This is a genomic window from Streptomyces sp. NBC_00557 (assembly GCF_036345995.1).
In the GTDB taxonomy this organism is placed as follows: Bacteria; Actinomycetota; Actinomycetes; order Streptomycetales; family Streptomycetaceae; genus Streptomyces.
This window is the reverse complement of the sequence record NZ_CP107796.1, coordinates 2,482,354-2,506,263: the sequence shown is the minus strand read 5'-3', so window position 1 is coordinate 2,506,263 and position 23,910 is coordinate 2,482,354. Positions and strand designations below refer to the sequence as shown.

General features: G+C 71.7%; 20 protein-coding genes. 17 read left to right on the top strand and 3 right to left on the bottom strand.

Translation table 11 applies throughout. From position 1 onward, the window contains the following. Window positions 1-27: 27 nt before the first annotated feature. The 16 genes from OG956_RS10310 (at window position 28) to OG956_RS10230 (ending at window position 17,277) form a co-directional block, all read left to right on the top strand. Entirely contained in the window at window positions 28-954 is a 927-nt protein-coding gene (locus OG956_RS10310) for a proline dehydrogenase family protein (RefSeq protein WP_330337648.1), read from the top strand. A 41-nt stretch (window positions 955-995) separates the two neighbouring features. Next, window positions 996-2,627, top strand: coding sequence for an L-glutamate gamma-semialdehyde dehydrogenase (pruA, locus tag OG956_RS10305; protein WP_330337647.1), 1,632 nt, complete (start codon window positions 996-998; stop codon window positions 2,625-2,627). A 109-nt stretch (window positions 2,628-2,736) separates the two neighbouring features. After that, entirely contained in the window at window positions 2,737-3,276 is a 540-nt protein-coding gene (locus OG956_RS10300) for a GNAT family N-acetyltransferase (RefSeq protein WP_330337646.1), read from the top strand. A gap of 434 nt (window positions 3,277-3,710) precedes the next feature. After that, window positions 3,711-3,842 carry a hypothetical protein gene (locus OG956_RS10290; protein ID WP_153545374.1) on the top strand — a complete coding sequence of 44 codons (132 nt, stop codon included), beginning with the start codon at window positions 3,711-3,713 and terminating at the stop codon, window positions 3,840-3,842. 81 nt (window positions 3,843-3,923) lie between these two features. After that, complete coding sequence (locus OG956_RS10285; RefSeq protein ID WP_330337645.1) at window positions 3,924-4,967, top strand: 3-isopropylmalate dehydrogenase; 1,044 nt, start codon at window positions 3,924-3,926, stop codon at window positions 4,965-4,967. 247 nt (window positions 4,968-5,214) lie between these two features. Then, the gene (locus OG956_RS10280; RefSeq protein ID WP_330337644.1) at window positions 5,215-6,303 is read left to right on the top strand and encodes a branched-chain amino acid aminotransferase; all 1,089 of its coding nucleotides are present in this window, start codon (window positions 5,215-5,217) and stop codon (window positions 6,301-6,303) included. 155 nt (window positions 6,304-6,458) lie between these two features. Continuing rightward, the gene (locus tag OG956_RS10275; RefSeq protein WP_330337643.1) at window positions 6,459-7,529 is read left to right on the top strand and encodes a hypothetical protein; all 1,071 of its coding nucleotides are present in this window, start codon (window positions 6,459-6,461) and stop codon (window positions 7,527-7,529) included. A gap of 14 nt (window positions 7,530-7,543) precedes the next feature. Then, the gene (locus tag OG956_RS10270) at window positions 7,544-8,863 is read left to right on the top strand and encodes a KamA family radical SAM protein (RefSeq protein ID WP_330337642.1); all 1,320 of its coding nucleotides are present in this window, start codon (window positions 7,544-7,546) and stop codon (window positions 8,861-8,863) included. A gap of 1 nt (window position 8,864) precedes the next feature. Then, window positions 8,865-9,083 (top strand): hypothetical protein, encoded by a 219-nt coding sequence (locus OG956_RS10265; protein WP_330337641.1) that lies wholly within the window; start codon window positions 8,865-8,867, stop codon window positions 9,081-9,083. Window positions 9,084-9,502: 419 nt separating this feature from the next. Further along, a complete protein-coding gene (gene ureA / locus OG956_RS10260) occupies window positions 9,503-10,198 on the top strand; it encodes an urease subunit gamma (RefSeq protein ID WP_330337640.1) in 696 nt (231 codons plus the stop codon). Then, window positions 10,195-11,919, top strand: a complete 1,725-nt coding sequence (locus OG956_RS10255; RefSeq protein ID WP_330337639.1) for an urease subunit alpha — start codon at window positions 10,195-10,197, stop codon at window positions 11,917-11,919. The genes ureA and OG956_RS10255 overlap by 4 nt, the downstream gene beginning before the upstream one ends. 8 nt (window positions 11,920-11,927) lie before the next feature. Then, window positions 11,928-12,965, top strand: a complete 1,038-nt coding sequence (locus tag OG956_RS10250) for an agmatine deiminase family protein (protein ID WP_330337638.1) — start codon at window positions 11,928-11,930, stop codon at window positions 12,963-12,965. Window positions 12,966-12,982: 17 nt separating this feature from the next. Then, on the top strand, window positions 12,983-13,591 hold the full coding sequence (locus OG956_RS10245) for a TetR/AcrR family transcriptional regulator (protein WP_330337637.1): 609 nt from the start codon (window positions 12,983-12,985) through the stop codon (window positions 13,589-13,591). Between the two features lie 54 nt (window positions 13,592-13,645). After that, the gene (locus OG956_RS10240) at window positions 13,646-14,947 is read left to right on the top strand and encodes an MFS transporter (RefSeq protein WP_330337636.1); all 1,302 of its coding nucleotides are present in this window, start codon (window positions 13,646-13,648) and stop codon (window positions 14,945-14,947) included. 286 nt (window positions 14,948-15,233) lie between these two features. Beyond that, on the top strand, window positions 15,234-16,844 hold the full coding sequence (gene cimA, locus OG956_RS10235; protein WP_330337635.1) for a citramalate synthase: 1,611 nt from the start codon (window positions 15,234-15,236) through the stop codon (window positions 16,842-16,844). 13 nt (window positions 16,845-16,857) lie between these two features. Then, window positions 16,858-17,277: a VOC family protein gene (locus OG956_RS10230; protein ID WP_330337634.1), complete on the top strand. Its 420-nt coding sequence runs from the start codon at window positions 16,858-16,860 to the stop codon at window positions 17,275-17,277. 437 nt (window positions 17,278-17,714) lie between these two features. Here the strand turns inward: OG956_RS10230 and OG956_RS10225 are convergent, their stop codons facing one another. Genes OG956_RS10225 through OG956_RS10215 form a run of 3 tightly spaced genes read right to left on the bottom strand, consistent with a single transcriptional unit; the run spans window position 17,715 to window position 20,731 of the window. Next, window positions 17,715-18,314 (bottom strand): GOLPH3/VPS74 family protein, encoded by a 600-nt coding sequence (locus tag OG956_RS10225; protein WP_330337633.1) that lies wholly within the window; start codon window positions 18,312-18,314, stop codon window positions 17,715-17,717. A gap of 55 nt (window positions 18,315-18,369) precedes the next feature. Then, window positions 18,370-18,858 carry a hypothetical protein gene (locus tag OG956_RS10220; protein ID WP_330337632.1) on the bottom strand — a complete coding sequence of 163 codons (489 nt, stop codon included), beginning with the start codon at window positions 18,856-18,858 and terminating at the stop codon, window positions 18,370-18,372. A 7-nt stretch (window positions 18,859-18,865) separates the two neighbouring features. Next, on the bottom strand, window positions 18,866-20,731 hold the full coding sequence (locus OG956_RS10215) for a ricin-type beta-trefoil lectin domain protein (RefSeq protein WP_330337631.1): 1,866 nt from the start codon (window positions 20,729-20,731) through the stop codon (window positions 18,866-18,868). A gap of 144 nt (window positions 20,732-20,875) precedes the next feature. Here OG956_RS10215 and OG956_RS10210 point away from each other — a divergent pair, with 144 nt between their 5' ends. Next, the gene (locus OG956_RS10210; RefSeq protein ID WP_330337630.1) at window positions 20,876-23,890 is read left to right on the top strand and encodes a glycoside hydrolase family 3 protein; all 3,015 of its coding nucleotides are present in this window, start codon (window positions 20,876-20,878) and stop codon (window positions 23,888-23,890) included. Window positions 23,891-23,910: the final 20 nt, after the last annotated feature.

Genomic DNA, 23,910 nt, shown 5'->3' with positions numbered 1-23,910 from the left:
TTTGATGCTTGTCTGTGGAGGTGCCCCGTGCTGGGTCCCGTGATTCTCGCCGCGTCGCGCAGCGACCGGATGCGACGCCTGATCTCGGCGGCCCCGGTGACCAAGCAGGTCGTCGACCGCTTCATCCCCGGCGAGACCGTCGACGACATCGTGCCGATCATCGAGGACCTCACGGGCCGGGGCCTGGAGCTGACGATGGACGTCGTCGGCGAGGACATCACCACCCCCGAGCAGGCCACCGCCGCCCGGGACGCCTACCTGCAGCTGATCGACCGCCTCAAGCCGCTGGGACTGGGCGAGAAGGTCGAGATGTCGGTGAAGCTGTCCATGTTCGGCCAAGCGCTGGAGGGCGGCCACGAGCTGGCCCTCGCCAACGTCCGCCCGGTCGTCGAGGCCGCGGCCGCCATCGGTACGACCGTGACGCTGGACGCCGAGGACCACACCACCCTCGACTCGATGTTCGCCATCCACGAGGAGCTGCGGAAGGACTTCCCGAAGACGGGCTGCGTCATCCAGGCCTACCTCTTCCGCACCGAGGACGACGCGCGCCGGCTCGCCGCCTCCGGCAGCCGCGTCCGCCTGGTGAAGGGCGCCTACAAGGAGCCCGCCGAGGTCGCGTACCAGCAGAAGCACGAGATCGACAAGGCGTACGTCCGCATCCTGCGGATCCTGATGGAGGGCGAGGGCTACCCGATGATCGGGTCCCACGACCCGCGCCTCATCGCCATCGCCCAGGAGCTGGCCCACCGGGCCGGCCGCAAGCTCGACGAGTACGAGTTCCAGATGCTGTACGGCATCCGCGGCGAGGAGCACCTGCGGCTGGCCGCCGAGGGCCACCGCATGCGCGTCTACACCGCCTACGGCACCGACTGGTACGGCTACTTCATGCGCAGGCTCGCGGAGAAGCCGGCGAACCTGCGGTTCTTCCTCCGCTCCATGGTCAGCAAGGGCTGAGCCAGCCAACACCCGCTCACGCACAAGGAGTTACCGATCTCATGGACGCTGTGACCCAGGTCCCCACCCCGGTCAACGAGCCGGTGCACGGCTACGCCCCCGGTTCGCCCGAGCGCGCCCGGCTGGAGGCCAGGCTCAAGGAGCTGGCCGAGAACCCGATCGACCTGCCGATGACCATCGGCGGCGAGAAGCGGATGGGCGGCGGCGAGCCGTTCCAGGTGGTCCAGCCGCACAACCACAAGTCCGTCATCGGCACCGGCCGGCACGCCACCCAGCAGGACGCGCGGGACGCCATCGACGCGGCGCTCGCCGCCGCCCCGGCCTGGCGCGCGATGTCCTTCGACGACCGGGCCGCGATCATCCTGCGCGCGGCCGAGCTGCTCGCCGGCCCCTGGCGTGAGACGCTCGCCGCCTCCACCATGCTCGGCCAGTCGAAGACCGCCCAGCAGGCGGAGATCGACACGCCCTGCGAGCTGGTCGACTTCTGGCGCTTCAACGTCCACTACGCCCGCCAGATCCTCGCGGAGCAGCCGCCGGCGAACTCCCCGGGCGTGTGGAACCGCCTCGACCACCGTCCGCTCGAGGGCTTCGTCTACGCGATCACGCCGTTCAACTTCTCGGCGATCGCCGGCAACCTGCCCACCGCCCCGGCCCTCATGGGCAACGTCGTCGTGTGGAAGCCGTCCCCGACGCAGACCCACGCCGCCGTCCTGCTGATGCAGCTGCTGGAGGAGGCCGGGCTGCCCAAGGGCGTCATCAACCTCGTCACCGGCGACGGCATCGAGGTCTCCAAGGTCGCCCTGGAGCACCGCGACCTCGCGGGCATCCACTTCACCGGCTCGACCAAGACCTTCCAGTACCTGTGGAAGACGGTCGGCAACAACATCGAGAAGTACCGCTCCTACCCGCGGCTCGTCGGCGAGACCGGCGGCAAGGACTTCCTGGTCGCCCACCCGAGCGCCGACCGCGCGGTGCTGAAGACCGCCCTGACCCGCGGCGCCTTCGAGTACCAGGGCCAGAAGTGCAGCGCGACCTCCCGGGCGTACATCCCGGCGTCGATCTGGAACTCCGGCTTCAAGGAGGAGTTCGCCGCCGAGGTCGACGGGCTCACCATGGGCGACGTCACCGACCTGTCGAACTTCATCGGCGCCGTCATCGACGACCGCGCGTTCGAGAAGAACAAGGCCGCGATCGACCGCGCCAAGTCCGACCCGGCCTGCGAGATCATCGCGGGCGGCAGCTACGACGACTCGGTCGGCTACTTCGTCCGCCCGACGGTGATCGTCTCCACCGACCCGGAGAACGAGATCTTCCGTACCGAGTACTTCGGTCCGATCCTCGGCGTCTACGTCTACGAGGACGACAAGTACGACGAGATGCTGACGCAGATGGAGTCGGTGTCCGACTACGCGCTCACCGGGTCGGTCATCGCCAACGACCGCGCCGCGGCGGCGTACACGATGGAGAAGCTCCGCTACGCCGCGGGCAACTTCTACATCAACGACAAGTCGACCGGCGCCGTCGTCGGCCAGCAGCCCTTCGGCGGCGGCCGCGCCTCCGGCACCAACGACAAGGCCGGCGCCCCGCAGAACCTGCTGCGGTGGACCCTGACCCGGGCCATCAAGGAGACCCTGGTCCCGCCGACCGACTACACCTACCCGCACATGGGCTGATCCTCCGCCCTCCCCGAACACGGGCCGGGAAGCCTGCCACCGAGCAGGCTTCCCGGCCCGTTTCCATGAACCGCCGGTCACCGGGCGCGGACCGCGGGACAGTGGGCCCATGACGGTCCGACTGCGCCTCGCCCACACCGCCGACCTCGAACCCGGCGAACTCGACGCCGCCCGCGCCCTGCTGGAAGAGTCGTTCGGCGGGGACTTCTCCGACGCCGACTGGGACCACGGGCTCGGCGGGATGCATGTGCTGGTCCAGGACGGGAGCGGGCTCGCCGCGCACGGGTCCGTGGTGATGCGGCGCGTCCGGCACCGGGGCCGCTGGCTGCGCACCGGGTACGTCGAGGCCGTCGCCGTACGGCCGGACGCGCGGCGCACCGGACTCGGCCGGCGGGTGATGGCCGAGCTGGAGCGGATCATCGACCGGGCGTACGAGCTGGGCGCGCTCTCGGCGAGCGAGGACGGGGCCCGGCTCTACACCGCCCGGGGCTGGCTGCGCTGGCCCGGCCGGGTGCACGCCCTCTCCCCGGACGGGATCGTCCGGCTGCCGGACGAGGAGGGAGACGTGTTCGTCCGGCCCGCGCTCGCCGGCCCCCTCAACCCGGCCGGCGAGCTGGTCCTCGACTGGCGGGACGGAGACGTCGCCTGACCGGACGTCAGCCGGCCGCCCGCACCAGGACCTCGCCCGTGTTGCCGCCGCGCAGCATCAGCAGGACTGCGGTTCGTGCACGCGCGCCTGGTGGGCCGCCCAGGACTGGATCCCGGCGGCCAGGGTCAGCGCTGGGGGACGACGGGGCGGTGCTGTCCATGGCGGGCAGCGGCCTTTCGCGCGAAAGCGCAGGTCAGGGCGGTGTGACGGGGAGCGCCGTCTCAGATAGTAGGAAGTCCGAGTAATTGTGCAGACAGAACCGGGTCGCTCCCTTACGTTTGTAGAAGCCGAACGTCTCGCTCGATCCAGCGAATGGCGGTCGTGAGCCGGGCACCCGTGCAGGCAACCCCTGCGGCCCGTGCGCTCCCCGCCCCTTCCGGCAGCTCGTCAACCCTCATCGCCGTGCTCCGTGTTTGCCGAAGGAGTCGATTTCCATGGCCGAGACGACCGTCCGCCGCCGAGTCCGCCACGTGACCCGCACGAGTGAGTCCGACCGCAAGAACGCCGCCGCCGCCCTCCAGCGCGCCCTCGACCGCCGCGACAACGGCGGCGAGACCGGACACTGAGCACGCGTCCGGTGCCGTCCGCGCTCGTCCACATGATGGACGGAGCGTGTCATCACCTGGGACGAGGAGTAGGGTGCCCGCATGTCTCGCAGCATCGATCTCGCAGTGATCCCCGGGGACGGCATCGGACAGGAAGTCGTGTCCGAGGGTCTCAAGGTCCTCTCCGCCGTCCTGCCGCAGGATGTGAAGCTGGAGACCAAGGAGTACGACTTCGGCGCCAGGCGCTACCACGCCACCGGTGAGACCCTCACCGACGCCGACCTGGAGCAGCTGAAGCAGCACGACGCCATCCTGCTCGGCGCCATCGGCGACCCGTCGGTGCCGTCCGGCGTTCTGGAGCGGGGCTTCCTGCTCAAGCTGCGCTTCGCCTTCGACCACCACGTCAACCTGCGGCCGAGCAAGCTGCTCCCCGGCGTCGCCACCCCGCTCGCCGGCCAGCCGGAGATCGACTTCGTCGTCGTCCGTGAGGGCACCGAGGGCCCCTACACGGGCAACGGCGGCACCATCCGCAAGGGCACCGAGCACGAGGTCGCCACCGAGGTCTCCGTCAACACGGCCTTCGGCGTCGAGCGCGTGGTCCGCGACGCCTTCGCCCGCGCCCAGGCCCGCCCGCGCAAGAAGCTCACCCTCGTCCACAAGAACAACGTGCTGACCTTCGCCGGTCACCTGTGGACGAACATCTTCAACAAGGTGGCCGAGGAGTTCCCCGAGGTCACCACCGACTACGTGCACGTCGACGCGGCCACCATCTACCTGGTCACCGACCCGGCCCGGTTCGACGTCATCGTCACCGACAACCTCTTCGGCGACATCATCACCGACCTCGCCGCGGCCGTCTCCGGCGGCATCGGCGTCGCGGCGAGCGGCAACATCAACCCCTCCCGCGAGTTCCCCTCGATGTTCGAGCCGGTCCACGGCTCCGCGCCGGACATCGCGGGCCAGGGCAAGGCCGACCCCACCGCCACGGTCCTGTCCGTCGCCCTGCTGCTGCGCCACCTCGGGTACGACGCCGAGGCCGACCGCGTCGACGCCGCGGTCGCCGCGGACCTCACCGAGCGCGCCTCGCTGGGCGCCCGCAGCACCTCCGAGATCGGCGACGCGCTCGCCACCCGAGTAGCCGGCTGACCCGGCGCTCCCACGCAGAAGCCGCCGGGTCGGACGACCGCCCGGCGGCTTTCCCCTGTCCCCGCCGGGTGCCACCATCGACCCCGGGCCGCTTTCACCCCCGTTCCTTCGGCCGCCGGCCCCGCGCGATAATCGAACGCGGAGCCGCGGTATGAGGGAAAGCTCGGACGTCCTAACACCGGTCTGACCAGGCCGATGACGGGCGTGAGCGCGGCCCGTCACTACAACCGGTGAAGGACAACCACTCATGACGACGCCCACGATCGAGCTCAAGCCCTCCGCCAGCCCCCTCGCCGCCGCCGAGCGCGAGGCGATCCTGGCCGACCCCGGGTTCGGCCGCCACTTCACCGACCACATGGTGACGATCAGGTGGACCGAGGGCCGCGGCTGGCACGACGCCCAGCTCGTCCCGTACGGCCCGATCTCCCTCGACCCGTCCACCCACGTCCTGCACTACGGCCAGGAGATCTTCGAGGGCCTCAAGGCCTACCGCCAGCCCGACGGCTCGATCGCGCTGTTCCGCCCCGAGGCGAACGCCCGCCGCTTCCGCAACTCCGCCCGCCGCATGGCCATGGCCGAGCTGCCCGAGGAGCTGTTCATCGCCGCGCTGGACGCGCTGCTCACCCAGGACGCCGACTGGGTCCCGCCGCACGGCGGCGAGCAGTCGCTGTACCTGCGTCCGTTCATGTTCGCCACCGAGGCCGCGCTCGGTGTGCACCCGGCGAACGAGTACCTGTTCATGCTCATCGCCTCGCCCTCCGGCTCCTACTTCGCCGGCGGCGTCAAGCCCGTCACCATCTGGGTCTCCGAGGACCACGTCCGCGCCGTCCCCGGCGGCACCGGCGACGCCAAGACCGGCGGCAACTACGCGGCGTCCCTGCTGCCGCAGGCCGAGGCCGCCGCGCACGGCTGCGACCAGGTCGTCTACCTCGACGCGGTCACCCGCACCAAGGTCGAGGAGAGCGGCAGCATGAACGTCGCCTTCGTCTACGGCGACCGGATCGTCACCCCCGCCCTGACCGGCTCGATCCTGGAGGGCATCACCCGCGACTCCCTGCTCCAGGTCGCCCGCGACCTCGGCTACACCGCAGAGGAGGGCGTGATCACGCTGGAGCAGTGGCGCGCGGACGCGGCCTCCGGCGCCCTCACCGAGGTCTTCGCCTGCGGCACGGCCGCGGTGGTCACGCCGATCGGCCACGTCAAGACCAAGACCGACCAGTGGACCCACGGCGACGGCACCCCCGGCGAGGTCACCCTCCGGCTGCGCGAGGCCCTCCTCGGCATCCAGCGCGGCGTGACCGAGGACAAGCACGGCTGGATGCACCGGATCGGCTGACCGGAGGACCGGCTCGTTCCCCCGCCGCACCCCTGCTCCCGCCACGGCCGGGGAACAGGGGTGCGGTTGGCGGGCGGGGCACCTGGGTATCTCACCCATCCCACGGGGGGTCGCGCGGCCCCCGCGTGCACGGGTCCGGGGGGAGACGCCGCAGGGTGAACGCATGGTCGCCGATACCTAGGCTGCGCTGGTTATGGCGGGCGTTTCGCACCCCGCGCCGCCCGCAGAGCCTCACGGCGCTGCTCGCGCTGGCCGGCTGTGCCGCCCTGCTGCTGTGGCGGGCCTCCGCCATGGACGCCTACGAGCAGAACCTCGCCCTCAACCTGGGCACCGACCTCGTCGGCGTGGTCATCACCGTCTTCGTGATCGGCCCGCTGATCTCCCGTGCCCAGGAGGGCCGGGTCCGTGAGCACACCCGGCTCGACTACGAGTGGTTCGCCTCCCAGGTGCACGGCGCGACGGCGTGCGTGAAGGTGCTCGACACCTTCTCCAACCTGTTCGGGCCGCAGTTCTCCGAACGCCTGTTCCGCGGCGTCAAGGCGGCCACCGCGCACGGCGCACGGGTGCAGATCCTGCTGCTGGACCCCGACTCGCTCGCTGTCATCCTGCGCGGCCGGGAACTCGGCGAGCAGAGCGCCGACATCCGCCGCGACATCATGCGCAACCTGCGCACCCTGGACCGCTTCGCGCGCCGCCTGGACGAGGGTTCCCGGGCCCTGCTCGAGGTCCGCCTGTGCCAGACGTCCCCCGGTGTCACGCTCTACCGCTGGGACGAGCGCTGCCTGGTCTCCTTCCTGACGGTGGGCCGGCTCTCCGGCGAGGGCGTCCAGCTGGAGGTCGCCGTCCGCTCCCCGCTCGGCACCTTCGTGGAGCAGCGCTTCGACGAGCTGTGGGGGCAGAGCAAGCCGATGGAGCACTTCACCCGGCTGCCGCTCACCCTGGTCGACGCCACCGACGGCCGCAGGGAGTTCCGCTGCCCCTTCGTGTCCGTCGAGGACCGGCTGTACGTCGCCGGGTCCGACCTGGTGTCGTACCTGGCCCGGCACCGCCTCGACCAACTCTCCGCGCACAGCGAGGCCTTCACCGTGCGGGGCGGCCACGAGCTGATCGTGGTCGACGACGAAAGTCCCCTGCACGCGTTGCTCCTCCAGAAATTCGCGGAGAAGTACGATGCGTCGGCGGCCGCCTTCGTGGAGTTGCGACCGCCGGTCCTGGTCACGGAATAGAGGCCCTGGCACACATGAGTTCAGCGCACCACCCTGCTCCGCACGCGAACCCCCGGTTCCGCGCCTTCACCCCCCGTGACCTGGACGGCCTGCTGGACCGGGTGTCGCTGACGCCCGCCGAACGGCTCGCCCTGCGGGCCGTGTCCGCGGTCCTGCCGTTCCGCACCAACTCCTACGTGGTGGACGAGCTGATCGACTGGTCGGCCGCTCCCGACGACCCCGTCTTCCGGCTGACGTTCCCGCAGAGCGGCATGCTGCCCGCGCACGACCTGCGCCGGATGGCGGACCTGCTGGCGCGGGACGCTCCCCAGGCCGAGGTCCGGCGGGCCGCGCACGAGATCCGGATGCGGCTCAATCCGCACCCCTCCGGCCAGCTCGACGCCAACGTCCCCGTGCACGACGGCCGCCGCCTGACGGGGCTTCAGCACAAGTACGCCGAGACCGTGCTGATCTTCCCGCGGCAGGGCCAGACCTGCCACGCCTACTGCACGTACTGCTTCCGCTGGCCGCAGTTCGTCGGGGAGTCCGAGCTGCGGATCGCCACCGACGACATCGCCGCCACCGGCGCCTATCTGCGCGCCCACCCGGAGGTGAGCAGCACGCTCGTCACCGGCGGCGACCCGCTGGTGATGAGCACCGAGGTGCTGCGCCGCTACGTGGAGCCGCTGCTGGAGATCGACACCGTCCGCTCGGTGCGGATCGGCACCAAGTCCCTGGCCTTCTGGCCGTACCGTTTCCTCACCGACCGGGACGCCGACGACCTGCTCCGGCTCTTCGAGAAGGTGGTGGCGAGCGGCCGCCATCTGGCGCTCATGGCCCACTTCACCCATCCGAGGGAACTGCGCCCGGCGGTGGTGCGGGAGGCGATGCGCCGGGTGCGGGACACCGGCGCGGTGATCCGCTGCCAGGGGCCGCTGGTGGCCGGGATCAACGACAGCGCCGACGTGTGGGCCGAGCTGTGGGAGGAGACGACCGCGCTGGGGGCGGTGCCGTACTACCAGTTCGTGGAGCGGGACACCGGCCCGCAGGGCTACTTCGCGGTGCCGCTGGCCCGCGGGTACACGATCTTCCGGGACGCCCACGCCCGGGTCTCCGGGCTCGCCCGCACGGTGCGCGGGCCGGTGATGTCCGCGATGCCGGGCAAGGTCTGCGTGGACGGCGTCGCCGAGGTCGCGGGCGAGAAGGTCTTCGTGCTCCACCTCATCCAGGCCCGCGACCCCGAACTGGTCGACCGGCCGTTCTTCGCCGCGTACGACGAGGGAGCGACCTGGTTCACCGACCTGAAACCGGCGTTCGGCGCGGAACGGTTCCTGCCGGGGCTGGAGGTGGGGTGACATGGGGACCTCGTCGGACCAGCCGACAGCCACGGTCGCCGGGCTGGCACTCGCCGTTGCGATCTTGCTCGCGACGGTGGCCGGCCTCTCCGCGGTGATCCTCAAGATGGTCACCGGAAACCGGCTCGTCGAGGCAGTGACCGCTGGCGGGCTGACCTTTTCCACTGCCCTCGCAGTCACACTCCCGTCGCTCACAGCACTTGGCCTGCTGCAGCACTGACCGCGTCCGGCTCGCCCTCGCCGCGCATCGAGGCCGGGCGGGAGCCGAGTGACAGGTACACCAGTCCGCCCACCGCGCCGGACAGCAGGAAGCCACGACGTCATCGCGGACTGCGCGTTCCAGGCGAGGGGGGTCCCCCGGGCGCGGGCGAAGCCGAGCGTTGGCCGACGACCGAGCCGACCAGCCGGCCCCGGACCCCGGCCGTGCCGACCACCGTGCCGGCGATGATCGCGCTCACCGACGCCCACCAGCCGAGCCCGCTGTTCCATCGGCACGGCCGGTCCCCTTCGACCGCTGCCTGCCGGTTTGAGCGACGTTCAATGTGATGTGATGCCCTGTCCCCGGTCAGTGCTTCTGTTTCACGAATTCGGCGTTTAGAGTGTCGCTCTAAAGTATGGAAGGCAAGGAGGTGCCGCCTCGTGAGACTGACCCCCACGGAACGCGACCGGCTGCTGCTCTTCGGGGCCGCCGAGCTGGCCCGTGCCCGCCGGGCCCGCGGGCTGAGGCTGAACGTGCCGGAGGCGACCGCACTGATCGCGGACACCGTGTGCGAGGCGGCGCGCGACGGCAGGCGGCTCGCCGAGGCCATCGAGGCGGCCCGGTCCGTGCTCGGCCCCGACGACGTGCTGCCGGGCGTCGCCGACGTCGTCACCGAGGTGATGGTCGAGGCGGTCTTCGACGACGGCTCCCGGCTCGCGGTGGTCTCCGACCCCATCGGCGGTGGCCTCGGACCGGACGCCCCGGGCGCGCTGCTGCCCGGACCCCGGCACGCCGACCCCGAGCCGGCGCTGCGGCTCACGGTCACCAACACCGCGACCGTGCCGGTCTCCGTCACCTCCCACTTCCACTTCTTCGAGGCCAACCCGCGCCTCGACTTCGACCGCGCCGCCGCCTACGGCATGCGCCTCGCCGTGCCCGCCGGGTCGTCCGTGCGGTTCGGGCCGGGGGAGAGCGAGGAGGTCGGTCTCGTGCCGATCGGCGGCGAGCGGATCGCGACCGGCTTCGCCGGACTGGTCGACGGGCCGCTGGACGCGCCCGGCGCCAAGGAGGAGGCCCTGCGCCGGGCCGCCGCCTGCGGATACCTCGGTGTCACGGAAGGAGACCAGGAGCGATGAGCCGCTCGAAGGGACGCGAGGTGAGCCGGGCGATCCACATCGACCCGCACGCCTACGCCGCCACCCACGGCCCCCGCGCCGGCGACCGCATCCGCCTCGGCGACTCCGGGCTCACCGTGCGGGTGGAGTCCGACTCCCAGCGCCACGGCGACGAGTTCCTGGCCGGTTTCGGCAAGACCGCCCGCGACGGACTGCACCTGAAGGCCGCCGCCGTCCGCGAGACCTGCGACGTCGTCATCAGCAACGTGGTGGTGATCGACGCCGTGCAGGGCATCCGGAAGGTCTCCATCGGCATCCGGGAAGGCCGGATCCACGCCATCGGCCGCGCCGGCAACCCGGACACGCTCGACGGCGTCGACGTCGTCGTCGGCACCGGCACCTCGATCGTCTCCGGCGAGGGACTGATCGCCACCGCCGGGGCCGTCGACACCCACGTCCACCTGCTGTCGCCGCGCATCATGGAGGCGTCCCTCGCCTCCGGCGTCACCACGATCATCGGGCAGGAGTTCGGCCCGGTCTGGGGCGTCGGCGTCAACTCGCCCTGGGCGCTGCGCCACGCCTTCAACGCCTTCGACGCCTGGCCGGTCAACATCGGCTTCCTGGGCCGGGGTTCGTCGTCGCACGACGCACCGCTGGTGGAGGCGCTGGCCGAGGGCGGCGCCTGCGGGTTCAAGGTGCACGAGGACATGGGCGCCCACACCCGTGCCCTGGACACCGCCCTGCGGGTCGCCGAGGAGCACGACGTCCAGGTCGCCCTGCACAGCGACGGGCTGAACGAGTGCCTGTCCGTGGAGGACACCCTGAGGGTGCTGGAGGGCCGGACCATCCACGCCTTCCACATCGAGGGCTGCGGCGGCGGACACGTCCCCAACGTGCTGAAGATGGCCGGCGTCCCCAACGTCATCGGCTCCTCCACCAACCCCACCCTGCCCTTCGGCCGGGACGCGGTCGCCGAGCACTACGGCATGATCGTCTCCGTCCACGACCTCAAGCCCGACCTGCCCGGCGACGCCGCCATGGCCCGCGACCGCATCCGCGCCGGCACCATGGGCGCCGAGGACGTGCTGCACGACCTGGGCGCGATCGGCATCACCTCCTCCGACGCCCAGGGCATGGGCCGGGCCGGCGAGACCGTGCGCCGCACCTTCGCCATGGCCGGCAAGATGAAGGCCGAGCTGGGCCCGCTGGAGGGCGACGGCGACGGCGACGACAACGCGCGCGTGCTGCGCTACATGGCCAAGCTGACCATCAACCCGGCCATCGCGCACGGCCTCTCCCACGAGGTCGGCTCGCTCGAGGCCGGCAAGCTCGCCGACATCGTGCTGTGGCGCCCGGAGTACTTCGGCGCCAAGCCGCAGCTCGTCCTCAAGTCCGGCTTCCCGGCGTACGGCGTGACCGGCGACCCCAACGCGGCCACCGACACCTGCGAACCCCTGGTGCTGGGCCCGCAGTTCGGGGCGTACGGCGCCACGGCCGCCGACATCTCGGTCGCCTTCGTCGCCCGGGCCGCCGCCGACCAGGGAGGCGACACGCTGCCGACGCGGCGCAGAAGGGTCGCTGTGCGCGGCACCCGGGGCATCGGCCCGGCCGACCTGCGGCTGAACTCCCGTCTCGGAGCCGTCGACGTCGACCGGCGCACCGGCCTGGTCACCCTCGACGGCGACCCGCTCAGCTCCGAGCCCGCCGACTCCGTCTCCCTCAACCGCCTGTACTTCCTGTGAGGATCACCATGTCCGCTGCCGCCGACGGCTTCCGCATGCCCGCCGAGTGGACCCCGCACGAACGCACCTGGATGGCCTGGCCGGGCCCCAACCCCACCTTCGACGACCCGGACGACCTCGCCGCTTCCCGGAATGCCTGGGCTGCCGTGGCCCGCGCGATCCGCCGCTTCGAACCGGTGACCGTGGTCTGCGGCCCCGGCCAGTCCGCCGAGGCGCAGGCGCTGCTCGGACCGGACGTCGAGACCGTCGAGCGGGAGCTGGACGACGCCTGGATGCGGGACATCGGTCCCACCTTCCTCACCAACGGGCGCGGCGAACTCGCCGCCGTGGACTGGACGTTCAACGGCTGGGGCGCCCAGGGCTGGGCCCGCTGGGAGCACGACGCCAAGATCGCCGCGTATGTCTCCGACCTCGCGGGCGCGAAGAGCTACAGCAGCGCACTTGTCAACGAGGGCGGCGCGATCCACGTGGACGGCGAGGGCACCGTGCTGCTCACCGAGACCGTGCAGCTCGGCCCCGAGCGCAACCCGCACTGGTCGAAGGAGGAGGCCGAGGCCGAGATCCACGCCCAGCTCGGCACGAGCAAGGCGATCTGGCTGCCGCGCGGCCTGACCGCCGACTATCCCCCCTGCGGCTTCGGCACCCTCGGCCACGTCGACATCGTGGCCGCCTTCGCCCGGCCGGGCGTCGTGGTGGCGCACTCCCAGCCGGACCCGGCCCACCCCGACCACGAGGTCACCCGGGAGGTCATCGGCATCCTGCGCTCCCAGACCGACGCCCGGGGCCGCGCTCTGGAGGTCGTGGAGGTCCCCGCCCCCACCGTGCTGGAGGCCGACGGCCACTGGGCCGACTACTCCTACATCAACCACTACCTCTGCAACGGCGGCGTCGTGCTGTGCGGCTTCGACGACCCGCGCGACGAGATCGCCGCCGGGATCTTCCGCCGCCTCTTCCCCGAGCGGACGGTGACCCTGGTGGACGCGCGTACGATCTTCGCGGGTGGGGGCGGCATCCACTGCATCACCCAGCAGCAGCCGAAGGTCTGAGCGCGTAGGAGACATCGATGGCCGGTGCGGCACGGGCGCGGAGGAACGCGCCGCCGCGCGAGGAGGTCCTCGCGGCCGCCATGGACATGATCGCCGACCGTGGTCTGGAGAAGCTCACCATGGCGGCGCTCGGCCGCGAGGTCGGCATGAGCAGCGGCCACCTCCTGTACTACTTCCGCTCCAAGGACGAGCTGCTGCTGCGGACCCTGGAGTGGAGCGAGGGCCGGCTCGGCGCGGAGCGGGGCCGGCTGCTCACCGGCCCCGGCACCGCCCGCGAGCGCCTCGCCGCCTACGTCGACCTGTACGTCCCCGACGGCCACCGCGACCCGCACTGGACCCTCTGGCTGGAGGTCTGGAACCGCTCGCAGAACGCCGACGACGACGCACGCGCCCGCCAGTCCGCCATCGAGGGCGCCTGGCACCGCGACCTGGTCGCCCTGATCGCCGAGGGGATCTCACGCGGCGAGTTCCGCCAGGTCGACGCCGACCGCTTCGCGACGAGGCTGCGCGCGCTGCTGGACGGGTTCTCCATCCATGTGGCCATCGGGCTGCGCGGCGCCGACCGGGACCAAGTGCTCGCGCACGTGCGGGAGTTCATCGAGGAAGGGCTCACAGCGGTTCCCTGAGGGGCGCGGGGCCGCGTGGAATCGTTTCCTCCGCGGGCGGGCATGTACCGGCCCATGGGACCACAACACTGGAAGAAGATCTGGGTCGGTTCGGCGGGGAACATGGTCGAGTGGTTCGACTGGTTCGTGTACGCGAGCTTCGCCACCTACTTCGCCGGCGCGTTCTTCCCGAAGGGGAATCCCACCGCCCAGCTGATGAACACCGCCGGCATCTTCGCCGTCGGCTTCTTCATGCGCCCCGTCGGCGGCTGGCTGCTGGGCCGGGTCGGGGACCGCAGAGGCCGCAAGGCGGCGCTGACGCTGACCGTGACGCTGATGTCGGCGTCGGCGATCCTGATCGCCGTCGCCCCGACCTACGCGGTGGCCGGCTACGGCGGCGCGCTCGTCCTGCTCGTCGCCCGCCTGCTGCAGGGCCTGTCCGTGGGCGGCGAGTACGCGGCCAGCGCCACGTACCTGACCGAAGCCTCCGACCCCAGGCGGCGCGGCTTCGCCTCCAGCTTCCAGTACGTCTCCATGACCGCCGGACAGATCGTCGGCCTCGGACTGCAGATCATCCTCCAGCGGACCATGTCGGACGGCGCCCTGCACAGCTACGGCTGGCGGATCCCGTTCGTCGTCGGCGCGTTCGGCGCGGCCGTCGTCTTCTATCTGCGGCGCAGCATGCTGGAGACCGAGGTCTACGAGGAGGACACCTCGCGCACCGAGGAGCGCGGCACCCTGCGCGCCCTGTGGCGGCACCGCCGGGAGGCGCTCCTGGTCATGGCCCTCACCATGGGCGGCACGGTCGCGTACTACACGTACACCACCTATCTGACCAAGTACCTGTCCAACTCCGCGGGCCTGTCCAAGCAGACGGCCACGCTCGTCTCCTTCACCGCCCTGATCGTCTTCGCCGCCCTCCAGCCCCTCGCGGGCGCCCTGTCCGACCGGATCGGCCGCCGCCCGCTGCTCATCACCTTCGCCGTCGGCTCCACCGTCCTGACCGTGCCGATCATGACGTTGCTGCGGCACGCCGGCGGCTTCTGGCCGGCCCTCGGGCTCGCCCTGCTCGCGCTGGTCGTCGTCACCGGCTACACCTCCATCAACGCCTGCGTGAAGGCCGAGCTGTTCCCGACCGGCGTCCGCGCCCTCGGCGTGGCCCTGCCGTACGCCCTGGCCAACGCCCTCTTCGGCGGTACGGCGGAGTACATCGCCCTGTGGTTCAAGAGCGCCGGAATCGAGTCCGGCTTCTACTGGTACGTGGCGGGCTGCGCCGCCGTGTCCCTGGTGGTCTACGTCACCATGCGGGAGACGAAGGACCTGGACCTCGCCCGAATGAGGGACCGTACGGATACCAGTCTGACGCCCGCATCCTGAGACGGACGGCGAGCCGGGGGCGGGACTGTGCCAGACTGCCCCCGTGCTCTCGTTCGCCATGATTATTGGCAGCAGGCGCGCCGGTCCGCAGTGACCACCTCGTACGACCAGGTGCGGGTGGCCACCGTCGTCCTCGACCCGCGCGCAGACCTCTCGCACCCGCGAGGGGTTTTTTCGTTTTCCGGCCCCACCCACGGCCGGAAGCGGTGCGCGAGGGACCATTGGGGGGACGGTGGAGCCGGTCATTCCGGTAAGACCGAAGATCCACAACAGGAGCCTTGAGACCATGACCGAGACGGCAACCAGCGAGCTCGACGACTCGTTCCACGTCTTCGACACGACGCTGCGCGACGGGGCGCAGCGCGAGGGCATCAACCTCACCGTCGCGGACAAGCTCGCCATCGCACGGCACCTGGACGACTTCGGCGTCGGCTTCATCGAGGGCGGCTGGCCCGGCGCGAACCCCCGTGACACCGAGTTCTTCGCCCGCGCGCAGGCGGAGATCGACTTCCGTCACGCCCGGCTCGTCGCGTTCGGCGCCACCCGCCGCGCCGGCGCGAAAGCCGCCGAGGACCCCCAGGTGAAGGCGCTGCTCGACTCGGGCGCCCCGGTGATCACGCTGGTCGCCAAGTCGCACGACCGGCACGTGGAGCTGGCGCTGCGCACCACGCTGGACGAGAACCTGGAGATGGTCCGCGACACGGTGTCGTACCTGCGGGGGCAGGGCCGTCGGGTGTTCGTGGACTGCGAGCACTTCTTCGACGGCTACCGTGCCAACGCCGAGTACGCCAAGGCCGTCGTCCGCACGGCCGCCGAGGCGGGCGCCGACGTGGTGATCCTGTGCGACACCAACGGCGGCATGCTGCCTGCCCAGATCCACGCGGTCGTCGCGACGGTCCTGGCCGACACCGGGGCCCGGCTGGGCATCCACGCCCAGGACGACACCGGCTGCGCGGTGGCCAACACGCTCGCGGCGGTGGACGCGGGCGCCACGCACGTGCAGTGCACGGCCAACGGCTACGGCGAGCGCGTGGGCAACGCCAACCTCTTCCCGGTGGTGGCCGCGCTGGAGCTGAAGTACGGCAAGAAGGTGCTGCCCGAGGGCAGGCTGCGGGAGATGACCCGGATCTCCCATGCCATCGCCGAGGTCGTCAACCTCACTCCCTCCACGCACCAGCCGTACGTGGGGGTGTCGGCGTTCGCGCACAAGGCGGGTCTGCACGCCTCCGCGATCAAGGTCGACCCGGACCTGTACCAGCACGTCGACCCCGAACTGGTCGGCAACACCATGCGCATGCTGGTCTCCGACATGGCGGGCCGGGCCTCGGTGGAGCTGAAGGGCAAGGAGCTGGGCATCGACCTGGGCGGCGACCGGGAACTGGTCGGCCGGGTCGTCGAGCGGGTCAAGGAACGCGAACTCAAGGGCTACACCTACGAGGCGGCGGACGCGAGCTTCGAGCTGCTGCTGCGCGCCGAGGTCGAGGGCCGCCCGCTGAAGTACTTCGACGTGGAGTCCTGGCGGGCCATCGTGGAGGACCGCCCCGACGGCACCCACGCCAACGAGGCGACGGTCAAGCTGTGGGCCAAGAGCGAGCGGATCGTCGCCACGGCGGAGGGCAACGGCCCGGTCAACGCCCTCGACCGCGCGCTGCGCGTCGCCCTGGAGAAGATCTACCCGCAGCTCGCCAAGCTGGACCTGGTCGACTACAAGGTCCGCATCCTGGAGGGCGTGCACGGCACCTCCTCCACCACCCGCGTCCTGATCTCCACCTCGGACGGCGCCGGCGAGTGGTCCACGGTCGGCGTGGCGGACAACGTCATCGCCGCGTCCTGGCAGGCGCTGGAGGACGCGTACACCTATGGCCTGCTGCGGGCGGGCGTCGAGCCTGCCGAGTAGTCATAGTGGAGGCATGACCCACGCTGACGTGCTGTCCCGGGCCCGTGCCGCGACCCGGCTGCCCGCCCGGGACCTGGAGCGGGCACGGCGCTTCTACGCCGACGTACTCGGCCTCGAACCCGTCGACGAACGCCCCGGCGGGCTGCTGTACCGGTGCGGCGGGACCGAGTTCGTCGTGTTCCGCTCCACCGGCGCGTCGCCCGGCACCTTCACCCAGATGGGCTTCGAGGTCGACGACCTGGAAGCGGTCGTGGCCGAGCTGAGGCGGCGCGGGGTGGTCTTCGAGGACGTGGACGCGCCCGGCTTCCGCACCCGCGGCGGCATCGCCGAGATCGAGGGCAACTACCCCAGCAAGGGCGCCCGCGGCGAGCGGGCCGCGTGGTTCCGGGACAGCGAGGGCAACCTGCTCGGGATCGGCCAGCCGGTCCGGTAGACGTCGGCGGGCCCGGCCCGGTGGCGTCGGCGGGCCGGTCTGGTGGGCGTGATGGGCCTGGCTCGGTGGCGTCGGTGGGCCCGGCTCGGTGGCGTCGGCGGGCCGGTCCGGTAGGCGTCAGTAGGCCCCGCCTGGCGGTCTCGGCGGGCAGGTCCGGTAGACGTCAGTGGGCCCGGCCCGGTGACCTCGGCGGGCCGGTCTTGGGGGCGTCGGTGGGCCGGTTGGGTGGGCGTCGGCCGGTCTGGTGGACGTCGGTGGCCTGGCTCGGTGGCGTCGGTGGGCCGCGTCCGGCGGGCGTCAGCAGGCCCTGCCCGGCGGGCGTCGGTGGGCCCGGTCCGGTAGGCGTCAGTAGGCCCCGCCCGGCGGTCTCGGCGGGCCGGTCCGGTAGACGTCAGTGGTCCCGTCCGGCGCGCGTCAGAGGGCCGGTCGCCCGGTTCTCAGGGTGCCCGCCAGATGTTGTCGAAGGCCGCGTTCTCGATGCGGCGCCGCTCGCGTACGGCCCCCAGCTCGGTCACCGCGTCGCCGACCGCGACCAGGACGGTGACGACGGACTCGTCGCCCGGTTCCTCCTCGGGCGGCCGCTCGCCCTGGATGCCCAGGGTGGCGGCGAGCCCGGCGAGGACGGGCTCGCGGGACCACCAGCGGTCGGCGGCGTGCCGGCGGGCCGGGGTGTCGGCGGCCGCGGCCTTGTCCGCCCGGTGCGGCCAGCGGTGCGACTTGCCGGACAGCTGCCCGCCTGCGTCGAGCACGTCCCGGTAGGCCGTGGCCAGCCCCTCGCCCCGGCGCCAGAGCCAGTCCTCGACCGTCTCGTACGGCTCCGCGCGCCGCAGCGCGGCCCCGGCCTCGTCCAGCATCCGGTCACCCGTGGTCAGCACCGGGCCGGGCACGATCCGCTCACCGTCCAGGGTGAGCGCCCGCGCCCCGAGAAGGTCGATCAGCTCGGCCCCCGCCAGCGCCAGCGACAGATCACCCGCCTCGACGGGATGGTCGCCGGGCACGTCGAGACTGACGAGGAACAGATCCTGCGGTGTGGTCATACCCACCACCATGGTCCGTGGGCGCCCGATGCGCACCACGCCACACCCGTCCCGCTCAGCAGGACTCCTCGGCGAGCCGCTCGAAGGAGCGCCGGCTCATCGCCCGCCCGTCCGCCCACACCTGGCCGGGCCGCAGCCGGGCGATCCGCTCGGCGGTGAACTCCACGACCGCGTTGTAGGAGTCACCGGTGACGTAGTGCCCGAAGCCCAGGGTGTAGTGGTGCCCGGGCAGCAGCTCCTGCCGGCCGCGGTGCCGGGCGTGCCAGTCCCCGGGCGGGGCGAAGAGCGGGAACTCGGTGTCCCCGTGCAGCCCCTCGCTCCGCGAGTCCCACCCGGTGGTCACGGGCCCGTCCCCGCCGCCGCGCGGCCGCCCCTCGAGGGACGGGCCCTGGTAGGCGTCGTCGCCGCACGGACGGAACACCGCGTACGGCGTCCCGTCCGCGCCGACGCGCACGCCCGCGAGCGGCAGGTCGACGGCTCCGCAGCCGCTCAGCAGCAGCATCCCGCCGGCGATCCCCGCCGCCACGGCCCCCGTGCGCCTCATGCGTCTCCTACCGCAGTGTCCACTTCTGGTTGGCGGCCCCGGTGCACGACCAGATCTGGGCCCGCGCCCCGTTCGCCGACGAGTTGTCGGTGACGTCGAGGCACTTGTCCGCCGCAGTGTTGACCACGTCACCGGTCGAAGAGTTGTACGACCACTGCTGGGCGCCGGTGCCGTTGCAGTCGTACAGCTGCACCTTCGCCCCGTCCGCCGTCGAACCCGAGGTCACGTCCAGGCACTTGCCGAGCGCCTGGACCGACCCGTCGGGCTGGACCGTCCACTGCTGGGCCGCCGTGCCGTTGCAGTCGTAGAGCTGCACCGCCGTGCCGTTGGCGCTCGAACCGCCCGCCACGTCGAGGCACTTGCCGGCCAGGCCGACGAAGGAGCCGGTGCGGGCGCCGCCGCCGGACTGGGTGCCGGACCAGGTGAAGGTGGCCGAGGTTTTGCCGGGCAGCGAGTAGGTCGCGTGTTCGGAACCCCAGTCGATGGTGACGGTCTGCGCCGAGGAGGAGCCGTTGTAGGCGATCAGCGCCTTGCTGCCGTCGGGGTTGCGCCAGGCCACGTTCGGCACGGTGGTGGACGCCGTCGAGGCGATGCGCTGGGCGCCCGGCCGGACGAACTTGGTCAGGTGCCCCATGTCGTAGTACTCGACGGTGTAGTCGACCGTTCCGCTCGCGCCGTCGCCGTTGTGCACGGTGATCAGCCCGGTGCAGGTGCCGCAGCCGCCGTTGTGCGGGCCCATGTTCTGGTCCACGGCCAGCGACCACTTGGTCACCGACTTCGCCCAGTTGCGGGTGTAGTCGATGATGTTGGACATGTCCTCGCGCTGCTGGTCGGCGATCCAGGTGCCGCCGGAGTGCTCGGTGCCGAACGCGTCCAGCGACGGGTACTTGTCGTGGATCGTGGTCTGCTCGGCGACGTCACCGCCGTAGCCGTGCCAGGCGATCCCGGCGAAGTTGGGGTGGTTGCGGATCGCCGGGTCGTCCACGGACAGGGCCGCGTAGGAGTCGTAGGTGTCCCAGTTCCAGTCGTGCGCCAGGACCTTGGTCGACAGGCCCGCCGACTGCAGCTGCGGCAGCAGGTCGTTCTTGAGGAAGTACTGGATGCCGGAGGCGTTCCAGCTCATCGACGGGTAGCCGGAACAGCACGTGGGCTCGTTCTGCGGGGTGACGTACGAGACGTTGATCCCCTGGTTCTTGTACGCCTGGAGGTACTTCACGAAGTACGAGGCGTACGCGCCGTAGTCCTCGGCCTTGAGCCAGCCGCCGTTGAGGGAGCCGCTGTCCTTCATCCAGGCCGGCGCGGTCCACGGCGAGGCCATCACGGTCAGGGACGGGTTGAGCTGGAGCGCCTGCTTCGTGAGCGGCACGACGTCGGCGAGGTCATGGGCGATCGAGAACTTCGCGAGGGACGGGTCCGTCTGGCCGGACGGCACGTCGTCGTACGTGTAGCCGTACCGCGCGAGGTCCGAGGCGCCCATCGGGTTGCGCAGGAACGACAGCCCGATGCCGTCGGTCGGCGAGAACAGCTTGCGCATGGTCGCGTCCCGGGTCGCCTGGGACAGCGCCCCGCTGCTGTTCATCAGCCAGGCCGCGGTGTCCGTGAAGGACGCTCCGCCGCCGGTGAAGGTCTGGTAGCGGGTGTTCTCGTCCACGGTGATGTTCGTGCCGCTGCCGCCGGCGCCGGACTGGAAGGCGAACGGCGTCTGGGCCTGCAGGCCGCGGACGACATGCCGGCCGGCGGAGTCGTCGGTGGTGGTGAGCCAGGCCGTGACCTGCTCACCGGCCGCGTGCGCGGGGGGTACGGCGGCCGTGAAGCCGGCTGCGGAGAGCAGCCCGGCCAGCAGCAGCCGGACCGTGCGGGGGGTTCTCCTCATGGTGCGTCGCCCTTCCTCTCGGGTCGACTGTGGGGGTCGCCGCAAGGGACAACTGCCGCGCCGTCTTGACGGGTTGGCGAGCCGTTAGTTAACTCACGGCGTGATCTAAGTCATGAGTGAACCATGAGAGCCGAGGGAAGGTCCATGCCGAGAACCGCCCTGCTCGTCTCCGGGGCTCTGCTCGCCGCCCTGTTGCCCCTGTCCGCCGCGGCGCACGCCGCCGACGACCCCGCGCCGACCCCCGTCGACCGCTTCGAGGGCGAGGTGCCCTTCGCCTCCCAGCCCGCCGACGGCATCTTCACCTGGGGAAGCGACGCCGACGACCCGCCCGCCCTGCGCCTCGCCGACCGCGCCGACGCCCCGGAGGGCGCCAAGGTCCTCACCGGCGCCTACGACATCAGCGGCTACGGCGGGTTCACCCATGACTTCGCCGCGGACCAGCCGGCCCACGACTGGTCCGCCCACCAGGGCATCCGCTTCTGGTGGGAGGGCCGGGACAACGGCCGCAAGATCTCCTTCGAGATCAAGGACGGCGGCGCGAACGGCGAGGCCTCCGAGCTGTGGACGACCTCCTTCACCGATGACTTCACCGGCTGGAAGCAGATCGAGATCCCCTTCACCCACTTCCAGTACCGCACCGACTACCAGCCCGTCGGCGGCATCGACCACGTCCTCGGCCTGACGCGGATGTGGGGGTACGCCGTCACCCTTCCGGCCGGCACCAAGGGCGACTTCGCCATGGACGACGTCGAGCTGTACGGCAGGGCCGACCAGGCCCTGCACGCCTCCGTCACCACCGACGCGCCCGTCTACCCCGTCAGGGCGGGCGGCACCGCCGAGGTCAGGGTCACCCTGGCCACGACCGGCGACCGGCCCGTGGACGACCCGGTGACGGTCGCCTACGCCACCGGGGACGGCACCGCCACCGCCGGCCGGGACTACACCCCGGTCGAGGGCACCGTCACCTTCCCGGCCGGCACCGCCTCGGGCGCCACGCGGACCATCGAGGTGCCCACCCGGCACGACCGGGTCCCCTCGGCCGCGAGGACGATCCCGCTGAAGCTCACGGTCACCGGCGCCAAGGCGCCCGCCGAGACCCCGCAGGTCGTGATCGACGCGCACGGACTGCCGTACCTCAACGCCAAGTTGCCCGTGAAGAAGCGGGTCGCGGATCTGCTGTCCCGCATGTCCCTTCAGGAGAAGGCCGGGCAGATGACCCAGGCCGAGCGCGGCGCGGTCGGCGGCGGCGCGGACATCGCGGCGTACTCCCTCGGCTCGCTCCTGTCCGGCGGCGGCTCCACGCCCACGCCGAACACCCCCCAGGCCTGGGCCCGGATGATCGACGGGTTCCAGCTCCGGACGCGGGCCACCCGGTTCCAGGTCCCGCTGATCTACGGCGTCGACGCGGTCCACGGCCACAACAACCTGGCCGGCGCCACGATCATGCCGCACAACATCGGCATCGGCGCCGCACGGGACCCCCGGCTCGCGTACGAGACGGGCTCGGTGACGGCCGCCGAGGTGCGCGCCACCGGCATCCCGTGGGACTTCGCGCCCTGCCTGTGCGTGAGCCGCGACGAACGCTGGGGCCGCTCCTACGAGTCCTTCGGCGAGGACCCGGCCCTCGTGCAGTCCACGGAGACCATGATCCAGGGCCTCCAGGGCCGCGCCGACGGCCGTGACCTGAGCCGGAACGACAAGGTGCTGGCCACCGCCAAGCACTTCGCCGGCGACGGCGGCACCGCCTACGGCTCCTCCACCACCGGCACCTACACCATCGACCAGGGCGTCACCACGGTCACCCGGCAGCAGCTTCAGGACATCCACCTCGCGCCGTACCAGACCGCCGTCCGGCGGGGCATCGGCACGGTCATGCCGTCGTACTCCTCCCTCGACATCGCCGGCGACGGCAAGGGCGCGGTGAAGATGCACGCCCGCGGCGACATGATCAACGGCGTGCTCAAGGACCGGATGGGCTTCGGCGGCTTCGTCATCAGCGACTGGAACGCCATCGACCAGCTCCCCGGCGACTACGCCGCGCACGTCCGCACGGCGGTGAACGCGGGCGTCGACATGATGATGGTGCCGTACTCCTACAAGGACTTCACCGCCACGCTCGTCGACGAGGTGAAGGCGGGCCGGATCAGCGAGAAGCGGATCGACGACGCGGTCTCCCGCATCCTCACCCAGAAGTTCAGGCTGGGCCTCTTCGAGCACCCCTACGCCGACACCTCCGGCGCCGCCGCCATCGGCTCCCCGGCACACCGCGCGGTCGCCCGCCGGGCGGCGGCCGAGTCGCAGGTGCTGCTGAAGAACAGCGGCGGGCTGCTGCCGCTGAAGAAGAGCGAGAAGGTGTACGTCGCCGGGTCCAACGCCGACGACCTCGGCAACCAGACCGGCGGCTGGACCATCACCTGGCAGGGCGCCTCCGGCACCCACACCCAGGGCACGACCATCCTGCAGGGCATGCGCGACGCCGGCGGGAACGTCACCTACTCCAAGGACGCCTCCGCCCCGACCGGCGGCTACGACGTGGGCGTGGTCGTCGTCGGCGAGACCCCGTACGCCGAGGGCGTCGGCGACGTCGGCAACGGGCACAGCCTCCGGCTGTCGGCGGCCGACCAGGCCGCCGTGGACAAGGTGTGCGCGGCCATGAAGTGCGTGGTGCTGATCGTCTCCGGCCGCCCGCAGCTCGTCGGCGACCGGCTCGGCGAGATCGACGCACTCGTGGCGTCCTGGCTGCCCGGCACCGAGGGCGAGGGCGTCGCCGACGTCCTCTACGGCAAGCGGCCCTTCACCGGGCAGCTCCCCGTCACCTGGCCGAAGTCCGAGTCCCAGCTGCCGATCAACGTGGGCGACGCGTCGTACGACCCGCAGTTCCCCTACGGCTGGGGCCTGACCACCCTCACCGACGTACCCAGGGGCGGTGCGGCCACCCTGAAGGCGCTGGGCGCAGCGGCGACGGCCGCCGAGCGCAGGGGCGACGACCGGGCCGGACGCGAGCTGGTGACCACGGCGCGGCTGCTCGTGCAGAACCGGGTGGGAGAGCGGATGACGCAGGCGGTGGCCAAGCCGTTCGCCGACGCCGATCACCTGCTGCTGACCGGGCGGTACGGGAAGGCGGTGGAGAAGCTGAGCGAGGCGTACCGGGCGGCGTAGCCCTGCCCCTATGACCGAGT